The sequence below is a fragment of the Nocardia veterana NBRC 100344 genome (assembly GCF_000308855.1).
In the GTDB taxonomy this organism is placed as follows: domain Bacteria; phylum Actinomycetota; class Actinomycetes; order Mycobacteriales; family Mycobacteriaceae; genus Nocardia; species Nocardia veterana.
In genome coordinates, this window is record NZ_BAGM01000113.1 from 1 (window position 1) to 15,830 (window position 15,830).

The 15,830-nt window shown below is 68.4% G+C and carries 12 protein-coding genes, 1 tRNA gene and 1 pseudogene; 7 read left to right on the plus strand and 7 right to left on the minus strand.

From position 1 onward, the window contains the following. Positions 1–777 precede the first annotated feature (777 nt). Positions 778–1,761 (plus strand): annotated as a pseudogene (locus ON37_RS34755) (recombinase family protein); the annotation flags it as partial. Positions 1,762–2,396: 635 nt separating this feature from the next. On the opposite strand, the gene ON37_RS21385 reads toward ON37_RS34755, so the two are convergent. From ON37_RS21385 to ON37_RS21415, 7 genes are all read right to left on the minus strand, one after another. Beyond that, positions 2,397–2,470: transfer RNA gene (locus tag ON37_RS21385), tRNA-Leu, on the minus strand. A gap of 56 nt (positions 2,471–2,526) precedes the next feature. Beyond that, on the minus strand, positions 2,527–4,008 hold the full coding sequence (locus ON37_RS21390; protein WP_051031873.1) for a peptide MFS transporter: 1,482 nt from the start codon (positions 4,006–4,008) through the stop codon (positions 2,527–2,529). Between the two features lie 116 nt (positions 4,009–4,124). Next, entirely contained in the window at positions 4,125–5,072 is a 948-nt protein-coding gene (locus tag ON37_RS21395; protein ID WP_040721757.1) for a Ppx/GppA phosphatase family protein, read from the minus strand. Beyond that, positions 5,065–5,577, minus strand: coding sequence for a DUF501 domain-containing protein (locus ON37_RS21400; RefSeq protein WP_040721838.1), 513 nt, complete (start codon positions 5,575–5,577; stop codon positions 5,065–5,067). The genes ON37_RS21395 and ON37_RS21400 overlap by 8 nt, the downstream gene beginning before the upstream one ends. Before the next feature lie 95 nt (positions 5,578–5,672). Next, positions 5,673–6,323, minus strand: a complete 651-nt coding sequence (locus ON37_RS34500) for an FtsB family cell division protein (RefSeq protein ID WP_040721758.1) — start codon at positions 6,321–6,323, stop codon at positions 5,673–5,675. 221 nt (positions 6,324–6,544) lie between these two features. After that, positions 6,545–7,834 (minus strand): phosphopyruvate hydratase, encoded by a 1,290-nt coding sequence (gene eno / locus ON37_RS21410; RefSeq protein ID WP_040721759.1) that lies wholly within the window; start codon positions 7,832–7,834, stop codon positions 6,545–6,547. 235 nt (positions 7,835–8,069) lie between these two features. Further along, entirely contained in the window at positions 8,070–8,807 is a 738-nt protein-coding gene (locus ON37_RS21415; protein WP_051031874.1) for a lytic transglycosylase domain-containing protein, read from the minus strand. A gap of 217 nt (positions 8,808–9,024) precedes the next feature. On the opposite strand from ON37_RS21415, the gene ON37_RS21425 reads away from it, so the two are divergent. The 6 genes from ON37_RS21425 (at position 9,025) to ON37_RS21450 (ending at position 15,829) form a co-directional block, all read left to right on the plus strand. Further along, positions 9,025–10,116: a TauD/TfdA family dioxygenase gene (locus ON37_RS21425; RefSeq protein ID WP_051031875.1), complete on the plus strand. Its 1,092-nt coding sequence runs from the start codon at positions 9,025–9,027 to the stop codon at positions 10,114–10,116. A gap of 25 nt (positions 10,117–10,141) precedes the next feature. Continuing rightward, positions 10,142–11,131 carry an ornithine cyclodeaminase family protein gene (locus ON37_RS21430; RefSeq protein ID WP_174362135.1) on the plus strand — a complete coding sequence of 330 codons (990 nt, stop codon included), beginning with the start codon at positions 10,142–10,144 and terminating at the stop codon, positions 11,129–11,131. Next, entirely contained in the window at positions 11,122–12,528 is a 1,407-nt protein-coding gene (locus ON37_RS21435; RefSeq protein WP_083893182.1) for a type III PLP-dependent enzyme domain-containing protein, read from the plus strand. The genes ON37_RS21430 and ON37_RS21435 overlap by 10 nt, the downstream gene beginning before the upstream one ends. Positions 12,529–12,559: 31 nt before the next feature. Beyond that, the gene (locus tag ON37_RS21440) at positions 12,560–13,606 is read left to right on the plus strand and encodes a PLP-dependent cysteine synthase family protein (protein WP_040721763.1); all 1,047 of its coding nucleotides are present in this window, start codon (positions 12,560–12,562) and stop codon (positions 13,604–13,606) included. 52 nt (positions 13,607–13,658) lie between these two features. After that, positions 13,659–15,053 (plus strand): MATE family efflux transporter, encoded by a 1,395-nt coding sequence (locus ON37_RS21445; protein ID WP_040721843.1) that lies wholly within the window; start codon positions 13,659–13,661, stop codon positions 15,051–15,053. Between the two features lie 299 nt (positions 15,054–15,352). Then, positions 15,353–15,829, plus strand: coding sequence for a hypothetical protein (locus ON37_RS21450; RefSeq protein WP_040721764.1), 477 nt, complete (start codon positions 15,353–15,355; stop codon positions 15,827–15,829). Position 15,830 lies beyond the last annotated feature (1 nt).

Sequence of the window (15,830 nt, forward strand, 5' to 3'; positions counted from 1 at the left end):
ACAAGTGAACACCTCTCTCGATCAGCCCGGAGCCGCTCATGTAACCCACCACGTCTTCAATCACCTGTCGAGACCACCTTCAACCGGTCTCGCGAGACCATCACTCCGGTACAGGAAGGCGCTCATGTCCCCCCATGCCCACCAAGCCAGTACCCACCCCGAGCCCGGCGACGACCTACCCGCCGTTGTCCCGCCTCACCCGACAGATGACCGGGACGCGGTAGTGATTCCACTGCGGCGAACGGCATTCCACAATCACATTGGAAATCCAGAAGCCGCATCCGACGAGCCGGTTTGGCGCTACTCCCAATACGGGAAACGTCGGGGCGAACGGCATTTTTCCGGCCACGTCAGATATGTCCGCGGACCGCAAGCAGAACGCCTGCGTAGCGAACTCGCCGGCGTACTCGTGGAGCTTCTCGACTGGGCCGCGCAGCACCGCGACGATGATTCGACCGAGAGTGGTGCCGCGGCATGACCTCGGACAACCCGACAGTCAACCCACCCGCACCCGCATTGACCCACCGGTCCGCATCGCTGCCCGCGAGCGTGCCCGTCTCCGGGCCATCGGGTTTATCCGATTACGCGGTATCCCCGCTAGGCGTGCCGGTCGCAGTGTTGCGCGACGAGGTCCGGGTGGCATTCCTCGGACGTACCTCCACCGAGGACCAGCAAGACCCGCGCCAATCCATGATGCGACAGCTGGCGAACTGCAAAACCGCGATACCCGAATCCTGGGTCATCAGCGCGCACTTCTACGACGTCGAGTCCGGTCGCATGGAGTTGGCCGCACGCGGCCACGGGACAGGCTACGAGCGGTTCGACATCCCGATCGCCCGTGACGGCGGCGTCGCCGACCTACTCGACGAGGCAGCGAACCCCGGCCGCCGGTTCGACGTTGTGATCTGCGAATCGGTGTCACGCGTCGCTCGGCGCACCTTCGAGGGCCTGTCGATCGAGCGGGAACTCGAACGCGCCGAGGTACCGCTGTTCGCGGCCAACGAGCCGATCACCTTGTCCGGCAGCCGCGCCCAGCGCATCCTGCAACGACGGATCAACCAGTCCGTCGCCGAATACGAAGTCCTCAACACCCTCGAGCAATCTTGGGGCGGTCTGTGCACGCACGTGCGCGAAGGATGGAACATCGGCAAGCCCCCGTACGGATACAAGGCCAAAACCTACCGCCACCCGAACCCGACGAAAGCGGCCAAGAGCCAGACCAAGACCCGCCTGGAACCGGACGGTGCCCGCGCGGAAACCGTCACACAGATCGCCTTGTGGCGCTACCACGAGGGCATCGGATACGACACCATCGTCGACCGGCTCAACGCCGACCCCACGAAATACCCACCGCCCGAACCACCCAACCGGGAACGAGCCCGTGGCGCATGGGGCAAGACCAGCGTGTTCGAAGTGCTGAGAAACCCCAAATACACCGGATACCAAGTATTCAACCGACGAGCCTCACGCTCCCGGCACGGCAAGGTCAACGACCCGGTGAAGTGGGTCTGGTCCACCGAACCCGCGCACGAGCCACTGATCCCGAAATGGATGTACGACGAACTCGCCGCACGCCGAGGGGTCAAGCGCGGATCCCGCGACGGCAACAAACCCAACACGCACCCGGCCACGCGCCACACCTACGTGCTGCGGGGGATGGTGTTCTGTGGATGCGGACGGCGGATGTTCGGCACCCACCGGCACAACTCCCCCTACTACCTGTGCTGGCCCCGCGGCAACAACCGAGGCCGCGCGGACAAGTACGTCGGCCACCCCAAAGCCGTCTACCTCCGCGAAGACGCCGTATCGGACGCGATCACACGATTCTTCGCCGACCGGGTATTCGGCCCACACCGCCGCGACATGCTGGCCGCAGATCTCGACAGTGTCGACGACCGCGCCGCGCGGGAACGCCATACCGAACGGGAACGGCTCCAGCGAGTCATCGCGGACGTCACCCGACGGCAGAACTCGATCCTGAAACAAGCCCAGGACGGCGACCCCGACGACCCCTTCACCAAGGCCCTGCGCGGCACCTACAACGATCTCGACGCCGAAAAATCCACCGCACTGTCCGCCGTAGCTCAACTCGACGCAGCCGATGAAGCGGGCAGCGGCCGCCCCAGCACCTCCGACATCACGCTGCTGGACGCCCTGCCGCACCTCGCGCTCAATCTCACCGCCGCACCGGAACCGTTGGTTCGGCGACTGTTCGAGATCACCCAGCTCAGTGTCCGGCTACACGACAGCGGAAACCAGGTGACCATCACCATCACATTGCCCGCCGACCAGATCCCCGACATCGCCCAAGCAGCCGAAAGGATCACCGCCCCCGTGACCACTACACAACAAACGTCCACGCAGGCAGCGGGCGTCGTTTGTGTCGACGCAGTACGTGCCCCCGGTCGGACTCGAACCGACACTGTGCGGATTTTAAGTCCGCTGCCTCTGCCAATTGGGCTACGGGGGCGGCTGGGATAGCGTACCTAAGTCGTACGTCCGTCTCGGAATTGTCCGGGGATTTGCTCAGTGAACGCCTTCCATCAGGCGGCTGACCTGCGGAGCCAGGAAGTACACGGCGATTCCGACGGCGATCGCGACCAGGCCGGTGAGGCCGAAGTAGGCGACTTCGTGGCTGGTGTCGTAGAACTCGGACAGCACGCCGGACATCGAGGTGCCGATGCCGACGGAGAAGAAGTACAGGGCCATCATCTGGGCGCGGAAGGCCTCGGGAGCGAGCTGAGTGGTAACCGCGAGGCCGATGGGAGACAACAGCAGCTCCGAGATCGCGAATCCGGCCAGAATCACGAACACCAGGAGGGCGGGGACCGATTTGTCGTCGAAAGCCGCCAGCGGGACGAACAGCAGGAAGGAAGCACCCATCCCCAGCACGCCGTAGGCGAACTTTCGGGGTGTGGTGGGGGCCCGGTTGCCCAAGCGGGTCCACATCATCGCGAACAGTGGCGACAACACGATGATCCAGACCGGTTCCTCGGAGCCGATCCAGCTCGACGGCGCCGTCCAGCCGAACAGGGTCCAGTTCATCCGCTCGTCGGAGTAGACGGCCAGCACGGTGAAGATCTGCTGGAACAGCGACCAGAACACCGCGTTGGCGATGAACAGCGGTATGAAGGCCCGCACCCGGACTCGTTCCACCGCAACCACTTTCGGACTGGTCAACATCAATCCGAAATAGACTATCGATACCGCCGCGATGACGCCGGTCGTCACCCAGGACAGATTCGACAATCGCACCCACCCGGCCCAGATCGTCAGGGCGACCACGACCGCGATCACCAGCACGAATGCGGCGGCCTTGCCGATCGCGCTGCGCGGCAACGGGTTCGGAACTTCCCGCCCGTGGGTGCCCAGATTGCGCCGGAAGATCACGTATTGCGTCAGGCCCAGCGCCATCCCGATCGCCGCCGCGCCGAATCCGTAGTGGAAACCGAGATGGGTCTGCAGCAGTCCGGTGATCAACGGGCCGACGAAGGCACCCAGATTGACGCCGAGATAGAACAGCGTGAAACCACCGTCCGCGCGCGCGTCACCCTTCTCGTAGAGGGTGCCCAACAGGGAGGAGGCGTTGGCCTTCAACGCACCCGAGCCGAGCGCGACCAGCACCAAACCGACGCCCACCCCGGTCAGTCCGGGCAGGACGGCCAGCGCGATATGGCCGGCCATCACCACCACACCGCCGTAGAAGACGGTTCGCTCCATCCCGAGCAGCCGGTCCGCCAGCCAGCCGCCGAGCACGGTGGACAGATACACCAGCCCGCCGTAGGCGCCGACGATTCCGGTGGCCGTGGATTTCTCCAGTCCCAGCCCGCCGTCGGTCAACGAGTAGTACAGGTAGTACCCGAGGATGGTGAGCATGCCGTAGAACGAGAACCGTTCCCACAGCTCGACTCCGAACAAATTGACCAGTCCGATGGGATGGCCGAATATCGTGCGCGTCTCGGGTCCGGCCGCTGCCTGCTCCCCCGGGACGGGTTCCACCCTGCTCATGAGACGCAATTGTCCAGCAACGGGGTACTCCGATCGGGCGAATCGCCGATCGGACGGGGATGTCGGCACGATCCCCGCCGTCGCCGCGGTGTCGACCGGACCGCGCCACCCGCCGCTCAGGCGATGGACAGTGCGATTCCGTCGAGGATGTCGTGCTCGCTCACGATCAGTTCGGAGATGCACGCGCGCCGGGCCAGCTCGTCGGCCAGTACCTCGGTGATCACCGCACCGCCGCCGATCACGTCCACCCGGCCCGGATGCATGGGTCCGAGGGCGGCACGCTCGTCGTGGTTCATCCCGATCAGGCGGTGACAGACCTCGCGCAGCCGATCGAAGGTGAGGCGGGTCAGATGGACTCGGTCGGAATCGTATTCCGGCAGGTCCAGGGCCACCGCCGCGATCGTGGTCATCGTGCCGGCCACACCGACCCAGGTGTGCGCGCGCTCGACCGGCACGACGCCGAAGGCCTGGGCCAGCTGCTGCGAGGCGAAGAACCGAGCGGAGGCGACCTCTTCTCCGGTGGGCGGGTTCCCGTGCAGGCAGCGCTCGGTGATCCGGACACAGCCGATATCGGCGGAGTAGGCCTCCTGCACGCCGGAGCTGTCGCCGAGCACCACCTCGGTAGATCCGCCGCCCAGATCGACGACCACGAACGGCCCCTGCGCACTGGACAATTCGCCGACGGCACCGGCGAACGAGAGCCTGGCCTCTTCGTCGCCGGTGATCACCTCGGCCTGCGCGCCGGGTACGACGCGACCCAGTTCGACCCCGGTCATCGTGAAGAAGTCGTCGCGATTGCGCGCGTCCCGGGTGGCGCTGGTGGCGACCATCCGGACCCGGCTCACGCCGGTCTCGATCATCCGGTCGACGTAGTCGTGCAGGGCGAGGCGGGTGCGTTCGATCGCTTCCGGATTCAGCTCCCCCGTGGCGTCGACGCCCTTGCCGAGCCGCACGATCCGCATCTCCCGATGCACATCGGTGAGCCGGCCGTCGCCGCCGACATCGGCGATGAGGAGCCGGATGGAATTGGTTCCGCAGTCGACGGCGGCGACCCGGTCACTCATCAGTGTCTCCCGCATCGGTATTCGGTTGGTACTGCTCGTATTTCGGCCAGTCCTCGGGAATCGCGGTGCCGCGCAGACCGGTATCGGCGGCCAGTGCGACGGCCTCGTCGCCGAGCGGATTCAGCCCCGGTCCCTTGGCCAGCGAATGAGCAATCAGCACGTGCAGGCATTTCACCCGTTCGGGCATTCCGCCGCCGCTGAAATCGGTTCCCAGCGATTCGATTTCGTCGCGCTCGGCCAGATAGCTCTCGTGCGCGGCACGGTAGGCGGCGGCGAGCTCGGGATCGGCGGCCAGCCGCTCGGTCATGCCGCGCATCAACCCGGCGGCTTCCTGCCGGCTCGCCTCCGCGGTCAGGCGCGGATCCGTCAGGTAGTAGAGGGTCGGGAACGGGGTGCCGTCGGGCAGTCGCGGTGCGGTCTTGACCACGGCGGGCTGACCGTCGGGGGTGCGGTAAGCGACCGCCAGGACCCCGCGCGGCGGCCGGCCCAGCTGCCGCGCCACGATCTCGAGATCCGCCGCGCTGGGCGCCGTATCGGGGTCGCGCTCGGGAGCGTTCGCCGCGCCGGCCGGTGGTTCGGGCCGAGGCGTAGCGGGGTCGGTCACCGGGGTTCTCCTTCGGGGCTGGGCGGGGGTGGTGGCGGGGGCGCCGGCGGGGCGGCAGGTTGTGGTTGTGGTTGGGGCTCGGACATACTGCGCCAGAGCTGGGTGTACCAGGGGTCGGGGCGGCGGGCCTGCGTGGTGGGCACCGGTACTGCGGGCTGCTCGATACCGGGAACCTGGACGATATAGGCGGTATCGCCGGGCATCACCAGCCGCAGACGGTCGCGGGCCTCGGACCGGATGTAGGCGGGATCTTCCTGCTGCGCGCGACGATCGCGCAGCCGCGCCAGATCACTTTCCAGATCGCGGCGCTGCTCTGCCAATTGCGCCGACTCCGAACGCTGACTGAAATAGGTGCGCATCGGCACGGCGAGAGTCAGCGCGAGGGCGCACAGCACGGCGGCCAGCACCACCGCGCGCCCGGTCGTCAAGCCCAGAATGCGGCGATCGTGGCGATCCTCGGACTTCTTCGACTTCGTCCGCGCGGTGCGTGATTCGGCCTTGGTCGTGGTCGAACGCCGCTGCGCGGCACGCCTGCCCGCGGCTGTGCGGGCGGATCCGGTCGCGCCGCGTTCCGGCCGGGGCGACCGCGCCGAGCGGCGGTCACCGCGTCCTGCCGGACTGGTACCGCGAGCCCGTCGCTCCGTCATCCCCACACCTCGAAATCGCCTGCCTCCGCAGCGGTGCTGCCATCGGTCCAGCAGCGGTGCTGCCCATCGGTTCCGCAGCGGTGCTGCCCATCAGTCCGGCAGCGGTACTGCCGATCCGTGCCGTCGCGGCGCTGCGACTCGACCGCACAGCGCAACGGTTTCGCGCGGTGACCGGCCGCTGTGTCGACCGGCCCCGCGCGGCACAACCGTTGACGAGGCTACTACCCCTCGAAGACGAACCGGGGGAATGCGACGTCACCGGCGTAGCGAGCCGAATCACCGAGGGCGTCCTCGATGCGCAGCAGCTGGTTGTACTTGGCGACGCGCTCGCTGCGGGCGGGAGCGCCGGTCTTGATCTGACCGCTACCGACCGCGACCGCGAGATCGGCGATCGTGGTGTCCTCGGTCTCGCCCGAACGGTGGCTCATCATGGTCTTGTAGCCGTTGCGGTGGGCCAGCTCGACCGCGTCCAGCGTCTCGGTCAGCGTGCCGATCTGGTTGACCTTCACCAGCAGCGCGTTGGCCGCGCCCTTGGCGATGCCGTCCTCGAGCCGCTCCGGGTTGGTGACGAACAGGTCGTCGCCGACCAGCTGGATCTTGTCGCCGATCAGATCGGTCAGCGCGACCCAGCCGTCCCAGTCGTCCTCCGACAGCGGGTCCTCGATCGAGACCAGCGGGTACGCGCCCAGCAGCTCGTTGTAGAACTCGGCCATCTGCTCGGCGGTGCGCTCGGTGCCCTCGAACTTGTAGCCCGTTCCGGCGGTGTAGAACTCGGTCGCGGCGACATCGAGCGCCAGTGCGACGTCGCTGCCGAGGTTGTAGCCGGCCTTGCCGATCGCCGAGGCGATCAGGTCCAGCGCCTCGCGGGTGCCGCCGGCCAGATCCGGGGCGAAACCGCCCTCGTCACCGAGACCGGTGGACAGTCCCTTGGACTTCAGCTCTGCCTTGAGGGCGTGGTAGACCTCAGCACCCCAGCGCAGCGCCTCGCGGAAGGTGGGCGCGCCGATCGGGGCGATCATGAACTCCTGCACGTCGACACTGGTGTCGGCGTGGGCGCCACCGTTGAGGATGTTCATCATGGGCACCGGCAGCACATGCGCGTTCGGCCCGCCCAGGTAGCGGAACAGCTCCAGGCCCGAGGATTCGGCGGCCGCACGGGCCACCGCCAGCGACACACCCAGCAGCGCGTTGGCGCCCAGGCGGGACTTGTCCGGGGTGCCGTCCAGATCCAGCAGCACCTGGTCGACGGTGCGCTGCTCGACCGCGTCCAGGCCGATCACGGCCGGTGCGATCTCGTCGAGGACACCCTCGACGGCCTTGCGGACGCCCTTGCCGCCGTAGCGGTCGCCGCCGTCGCGCAGCTCCACGGCCTCGTGCTCGCCGGTGGACGCGCCGGACGGTACGGCCGCGCGGGTCAGCGTGCCGTCGTCGAGAGCGATCTCGACCTCGACGGTGGGGTTACCGCGTGAATCCAGGATCTCGCGAGCTCCGACCTGTTCGATGATGGCCACGAAACGACACTCCTTCGGCTGCTGACAATCGGCCCTGCCCACCGCCGTCCATGGGCAGGTCGCACGGCGGGCCCGTGCGCCTGCGAGCCTAATGGGTGCGGTCGGGGTCGCACGACACCGGTCCGCGCGCGGTGGTGGTCGTTCGCGGGAACAACAGAATCCACCGCAATCGGGTCCTCCCGCGACGAACCTCACGCCCCCGGATCCCGCCCCGCGCGGATCGCGAGCGCAGGTCCTAGGCGCGGCGCCCCACGCTGTAGGCCGCCGCCTTCGTCCGCACGGTCGCCATATAGGTGGTGGACTGGTTGTAGGTCAGCACCGCCCGCTGCCAGCCTTCCGCGGTCCGCAGATCGCCGCCGCTGGCGCACAGGTAGCGCGCCGCGGTGAGGGAGGCGTCGTCGATGTTGTCGGGGTCGGCACGCCCGTCACCGTTGGCGTCCACACCCCAGTGCTGCCAGGTTTCGGGCAGGAATTGGAACGGACCCTCCGCGCGCACGTACACCGGATTACCGGTGCGGGCGGTCGCCTCGGTGTCGAGAATCCTTGCGACGCCGGGTGATCCGTCCAGCGGAACGCCGCGGATCGGCGGGCGCACCTCGCCGTCGGCATCGAGTTCGGAGCCGCCGTGGCTGCCGTGCTTGCTCTCCACCCGCGCGATCCCGGCGATCGTGGTCCAGCCGATTCCGCAGTCCGGGCGCGAACGCGCCATGACCGCCGCGGCGTAACCGTAGGCCTCCAGCGCGACCGTCGGAATTCCGAGCGCATCCGACTGCCCTTCGGCCCAGCCGCGCAACTGTTCGGCACTGCGCCCCGGCGCATCGAGATCGATGGGCGGGACCGGCGCGCCCGCACCGGGTGGGAAGCCGTCCGGAATCGGCGGCAGGTTATCGGTTCCCGCACATCCGGACAGCAGTGCCGCCGCCGCGACGGCGGCGCACACGAGGATCCGGACACCGGGGATTGTCGAACGCACCTCTCCATCATCCAGATTCGCGCGGCGATGGCACGGATCGTCGACGCCGCCCGGTCGCGGTCACGGCATCCGATCAGCTACCGCCGTCCCATGTCGAAACGCTATCTCCACCGGCGTACTTTAGGTAAGCCTTGCTTAAGATCAACGCGGCGACTACCTTCGCAATCCGAGTCTTCACCACCTGCTTCACCCCCCAGCGCGAGGAAGGGAACTCCTGGTGAAAAACGTTCTCCGCGAACGTAAGACACCCCACCACGAAGAATACGAAACGATCGACCGCCGTACGCTTCCCGCCGAAGCCGCGGCGGCCGTGCTCTGTTCGGCGGGAGAGATCGCGGTCACACTCGATCGTAGCGGCTCGACCGCGATGCGCCGCACGCTCTGCGATCCGGAACTGATCCGGCTGGTCGATACCCACGCGGACGCGTTGCCGGCCACCGTGCGCACCGCCCTGCGACCACCCGAGACGAGCGCCGGCGCCGCGATCATCGGCCGGCTGCCGGTGCTCGACGGCGAACTCGGCCCCACGCCGCCGGATTGGCGCCACGCCGCGGAATCGGCTCGCTCCGCGTCGTTTCGGCTCGATATCGCCATGCTGCTACTCGCCCGCTGCGCCGGTGAACCGTTCGGCTGGCAGGGACAGCAGGGCGGACGGCTGGTCAACAACATCCTGCCCACCCCCGGTCACGAACAGGAACAGTCCGGCGCCAGCAGTACCACGCTGCTCAGTCCGCATACCGAGGACGCCTTCCATCCCGACCGCGCACATCTGCTGCTACTGGGATGTCTGCGCAATCCGGATCGGGTCGGCACCACGGTCTCCTCGATCCGCCAGGTCGAGTTGGGCCCCGAGCGGCGCCGGCGGCTCACCGAACCCACTCTGCCGATCCTGCCGGACGTGTCCTACGGCGCGGATTTCGGCGACCACCGCCCCACACCGGTGGCGACCATCGGCGCCGGCGAGCACGGCGCGACCCTGCGCTACGACCCCGCCTACACCCCGCTCGACGATGCCGACCCCGAATACCGTTGCGCCTACGACGATCTCGGTGCCGAACTGGAGCGAGTCTGCCGACGCGCGGTGTTGGAGCCGGGCGAACTACTGCTCGTGGACAATGATGTGGTGGTGCACGGCCGGGTTCCGTTCACGCCCCGCTACGACGGCACCGATCGCTGGCTCAAGCGGGTCAACATCCGGCTGTCCCGCCGCCGCGCACCGGCCGAGGCCGCCGAAAGCGGATACGGGCAGCGGACCGTGCGTCCGTTCCGGGTGAATACCGCTGCGGCACCGGGTATTACGCATCGATGAACCGACCAGTGAACCGAGGAATGCAGTGAGCAGCCGACCCACCCCCCTGCGCGTACTCAGCCGCAGTGATCTCGCCGATGTCCCGATCGCGCCCAACGAGGTGGTGCGTGCCGTGGAAGACGCCTATCTGGCACTGGCGCAGGGTGATTCGGACAACCCCCGCAAACTCAGCGTGGCGCATCCGGATGGCTGGTCGGTGGCGTACGCGATGCTGGGGCGCGACGGCCGCCGCCGGGTGGTGGCGATGAAGACCTCCTACAAATTCGATCCGAGCCACGATCGCAGCACCAAGCGGTACTACACCACCATCACCCTGTACGACGACGCCACCGGCACCCCGATCGCGATGATGGATTGCGCGCGAGTCGGCGCGCTGCGCACCCCGGCGGTGTCGGCGCTGCTGGTCCGCGAAACCGTCCGGCCGGGCGCGCGCAGCGTGCTGTTGATCGGCACCGGCACGCAGGGCCGGAATGCGCTGCCGCACTTGCTCGCCGCGAACCCGCAACTGAACCGGCTGATGGTGTACGGCACCCACCCCGACGGACTGGCCGCCGTGGGCAGTCATCTGCGCGAGTACGCACCGCATCTGGAGCTCGATGTGGTAGACGATCCGCGCGCCGCGGCGGCCACGGCCGATGTGGTGCTGGCGACCGCCGGTCCCGGGACGCAGGTCGCCCTCGAATCCGCTGATCTGGCACCGGGTTCGGTCGCGGTGCTGGTGGGTTACGGGCTGGCGCCCTCGACCCTCGCCGACGCCGACCGAGTCATCGCGACCAGCGCCGAGCAGATGGCCCTGACCGGGACCGACATGGCGGGCCCGGACGGGCGGCTGCGGTCGGTGGACGCGGAACTGCCCGCGATTCTCGGACGCCGCGCCACGGCGCGCACGAGTCCGGACGAGCGGCTGTTCGTCTACAACAGCGGCCTGGTCCTCACCGATATCGCCGTCGCGCACGCCCTCGCCGAACGGGCTATCGCCGAGGGCCGGGGAACAGAGGTGCCGCTGTGGGATTGACCGGCGCCGGAGCAGGCCCGGTGACCGCCGATCCGGTTGCGCAGCCGACCACCGCGGCCCCGGACCCCGCCTCGATCACGGCACCGCCGCTCCCCGCGCACCGAGACGAGTGGGAGCGGCGGCTGCTGGCCGATCACCACCTGCTCGGCGATATCGCCTTCGCGATCGGCGGCCCGTTCCATGTGCTGTATCCCGAGCGCGTGGGCGCCAATATCGACGGGTTCCGCGAGCAGTTCCGCCGCCATGGCGTGGACGGCGCGATCTACTACGGCAAGAAGGCCAACAAGTCCGCCGCCGTGGTGCGAGCCTGCGCCCGGCACGGCGCCGGCGCCGACGTGGCGAGCGTCGGTGAGCTGAGTTCGGCTCTGGCACAGGGCATTCGCGGCCCCGATCTGATGGTGACCGGCCCGGCCAAATCCGACGATCTGCTGTGGCTGGCCGCCCGGCACGGCGCCCTGATCGCCATCGACGAACCGGACGAGCTCGAGCGGCTCACCGCCTGCGGCGTCACCGCCCGGGTGCTGCTGCGCGTGCTGCCGCCCGATTCGACCAGCCGATTCGGGATGACCGAGCTCGAACTGGATACGGTGTTGCAACGCACCGATCCGGGACCGGTCCGGGTGGAGGGCTTCAGCTTCCACCTTGCCGGCTACGACCCGATCGCCCGCTCCGAACTGGCGGCCGCGCTGCTCGACCGCTGCCGGCACGCGCGCGCTCTCGGCCATCCGGTCACCACCATTTCCATCGGTGGCGGGTTCGGGGTGGAGTATCTGCCGGATTCGGCGTGGCGCGCATTCACCGAGGGATGCGATCCGAGCTGGTTCCACGCGGACAAGACGTTCGGTTCGTACTACCCCTATCACCAGCGCCCCGCCGGTCCGGCCGCGCTGGCCGCCGTCCTCGAGCACGGCGAGCTATCGAAATCCCTACGCGCCCACGCCATCCGGCTCGCAATCGAACCCGGGCGGGCGTTGGTGGATCGCGCGGGCAGCACCGTGTTTCGCGTTCAAGGCGTGAAAACCCGGACGGCACAGTCTGTTCCCTATCAGGTGCTCACCGTCGACGGCAGCAGTCTGAGCCTGTCCGAGCAGTGGTTCGACAGCGAGTACCTGCCCGACCCGGTGCTGTGGCCGGCGCGGGCGGGCAGCACGACCCCGGCCTGCGTCGGCGCGGCGACCTGCCTGGAGTCGGACATGCTCAGCTGGCGGCGCATTCCGCTGCCGCGCCCGGCCGCGGTCGGCGATCTGCTCGTCTATCCGAATACGGCCGGCTACCAGATGGATTCGAACGAATCGGCGTTCCACGATCTACCGATTCCGCCGAAGGTGCTGCTGTGGAGCAGCCCCGACGGCGACCCCGCACAGCCACCACGGCTGCGCTGGACGCTCGAGCGATAACCCCCACCACCACTCTGACGAGGAGACTCGCATGCCGATCGTCACGCGCGTGACGGACCTGATCGGAAACACCCCGCTGTTCGAGTTGGCCGTCACGTCCGGCGGCACCCGGTTGCTGTTGAAGCTGGAACAGTTCAATCCGACCGGTGCGGCGAAGATCCGGATGGCGCGCGAAATGGTGCTCGATGCCGAGCGCCGAGGTTTGCTGAGAGATGGCGGACATATTATCGAGTCCACATCCGGGAATACCGGACTGGGACTGGCGGTGGTCGCGGCCGAACGCGGCTATCGGTTCACCGCGGTCGTGGACAACCACGCCTGTAAGGACAAACTGCGCGCGATGCGAGCCATGGGTGCCGATCTCGTCTATGTCGCGGACGATGGCGACGACAGCCTGGCCACCTCCGCCCGGGAGGATCTGGCCGAGGCGATGGCGGCCGCGCGCCCCGACGCGTACTTCACCGAACAGCACAACAACGACGCCAACCCGGTCGGCTATTACGCGGTCGCCGAAGAATTGCTGGCCGATCTCGGGCATGTCGACATCCTGGTGTCCGCGGTCGGTACCGGCGGGTCGCTGTTCGGTACCGCACGGCGCTTGCGTGACCTCGGGCATCCCGCGCGGGTGATCGGGGTGGAACCCGTCGGTTCGATCGCCTTCGGTGGACCGGGCGGCCCGTACTGGCAGTCCGGTACCGGCACTCCGCCCGGCGCGACCGTCGGTACCGCCGTGGACTATTCGCTGCTGGACGAGGGTGTCACCGTGTCGGACGTGGACGCCTTCGCCACCGCCCGCGCGGTGGCCCAGCGGTCCGGTCTGCTGATCGGCGGCTCGGCGGGCGGTTCGGTGTATGTGGCGCTGCAGCGACTCGAGGAGTTCGAGCCGGGGTCGACGGTTGTGACGATCGTCTGCGACGGCGGCGAGAAGTATCTGGACACGGTCTTCGACGACGAGTGGATGAGCGATCGCGATCTGCTCGACCGCGCTGCCGAGCACGCGGTGACCGATCTGCTGGGCCGCTACGCACCCGTTGCGCCGGAGCTGCCGGATCCGCGGGATCTGGTGGGGGTTCGATGAGTTCCGCCGGACGGCTGCGGCGAACGGCGCCGGGGGCAGGCAGGTGATCGGGATGAGCGCCGTGCCGGCCCGTGGCGACGCGCGCCGGCTGACGGCACTCGCCACTCCCATCGCCCTGACCCAGCTGGCGCAGGTCGCGATCTCCACCACCAACATCGCGTTGATGGGCAGCCTCGGTGTGGATCAGGTGGCGGCCGGCGGGTTGGCCCTGGTGCTGTTCAACCAGATTCGCACCATGTGCGTCGGGCTCATCACCGCGAGCGGCAACCAGGTCGCGACCGTGGTCAGCCGCGCGGAGAAACAGCACCGGCCGGCGGACGAGGAGATTCGCGATGTCGTCCGGTCGAGTTTCCTGATCGCCACCGTGGCGGGTCTGCTGGGCGGTGCGATTCTCATCGGACTCGGTTGGTCGCTGCAATGGCTGGGCCAGGACGCGAACGTGCTGGCCGAGGCGCGGCCGATGATGGTGGCGCTGGCACCCGGACTGTTGCCGTGTCTGTGGTTCCAGGTGCTGCGCCAATACACCGTCGGGATGCGGCGTCCGCAGGCGCTGCTGCTCGTCACGCTCGGCTCCGTGGCGCTGAATGTGGTTGTGGCCCTGGCACTGATCCATGGCTGGGCCGGGTTGCCCGCACTCGGACTGACCGGCGTCGGTGTCGCCTCCTCGGTTGTCTTCCTGGTCACCTTCGCCGTCTTCTGGGTGATGGTGCGCCGGGATTCGACGCTGGGCGCGACCCTGCCGGTCCGGATGTGGCCGGTGCGCCGGCGCACGGTCGTCGACGAATTGCGGCTCGGCACGCCGATCGCGCTCACCTACGGATCCGAGGCCGGCATGTTCTCGGTGCTGGCGCTCGCGATGGGCACCCTGGGCCCGGCGGCGCTGGCCGCGCACAACGTGGTGTATCAGCTGGTCTACATCGTGTTCCAGGTCGCGGTGGGGCTCTCGCACGGAGCGTCGATCCTGGTCAGCCGGGCCGTGGCTCGTGACGAATTCCGTCGCGCCCAGAACCTGGCCTGGCTGGCGCTGCGACAGGCCGCCCTCGTCGCCGCGCTGGTCGGGGTGCTGTACATCGCGGCCCCCGATCCGGTGCTGCGCCCGTTCCTCTCCGGCCGGGACGGCGCCACCGTCGAGCTGGCCCACGGCCTGCTGCTGATCGCCATCGTGCTGCAGTTCTTCGACGCCGCGCAGAACATCGGCAACGGCTTGCTGCGCGGTGTCCGGGACACCCGCGCCGGATTCCGGTTGTCGCTGGTGGGGTACTGGATCGTCGGCCTGCCGGCCGCACTGCTGCTCGCCTTCCCGCTCGGGCTGGGCGCGAGCGGCGTCTGGTGGGGCCTCACCGCGGGCCTGGCGACGACCGCGGTACTGATGCTGCGGCGGTACCTCTCGCTGCTGCAGCAACGGGCGGCCACCGAGCCGCGCCAGCTGGCCGACAGCCTCAACTGAGTGCCCGTCACCGCCGATCGGGTGCCGAGCGGCCGACACCGCTCGGTACCCGGTCGACCGGTGTCGGATCCGAGGTGGAGGGCCGGTCGGTGCCCGCCGACCCCTCGAACGCGATCCGGCTGGGGCGGTCCGGGCGCGCGGCCGACCGTCGGCGCACTCGTCTCCGCTCGATCGCACCCGTATCACCAGCGCGGTTCCCGTCCGCAGTGCGCAGCCCAGCGGGTAAGCGGCACAACGGTTTACACTGGGGTGCCAGTCGCGGCGGCCGACGCCGCGTGAGCCGACCGTGAGGTGACGAGATGGTAGCCAGAGCCGGGGAACGTCAACAGCCTGCGACCGAGCATCCCGAACTGGACTCCCTACCGACCTGGCCGCTGGACACCATCGCCGTTCTGGTGACCACCGATCCCTCCCCGCACGCCATTCCGGTCAGCTGGCCGGTGCGCGCCGGCGAACGCCGAATTCTATTGAGCCTCAAGTTCGATCGCGGCTCGCTGGCACGGCTGCGCAAACGCCCGGACGTCGCCCTGCTGATCCTGGGCGGCGGCAATGTGGCCCTGTGCGCACGCGGCCGAGCGCGGGTCATCGCCGATCCGATGCCCGGCGCCGAGGATTATGTCGCCGTCGCGATCGATGTCGAGGTCATCGACGACCACCGCCAATCCGCCTTCCAGGTCGACGCCGGCATTCAGCGCACGGTTCTCGACGAGCCGGAACTCGAGTACCTCCGCTCGCGTGTCGCCACGCTGCAGGAGATGGCCGAGACCAACAATTGAT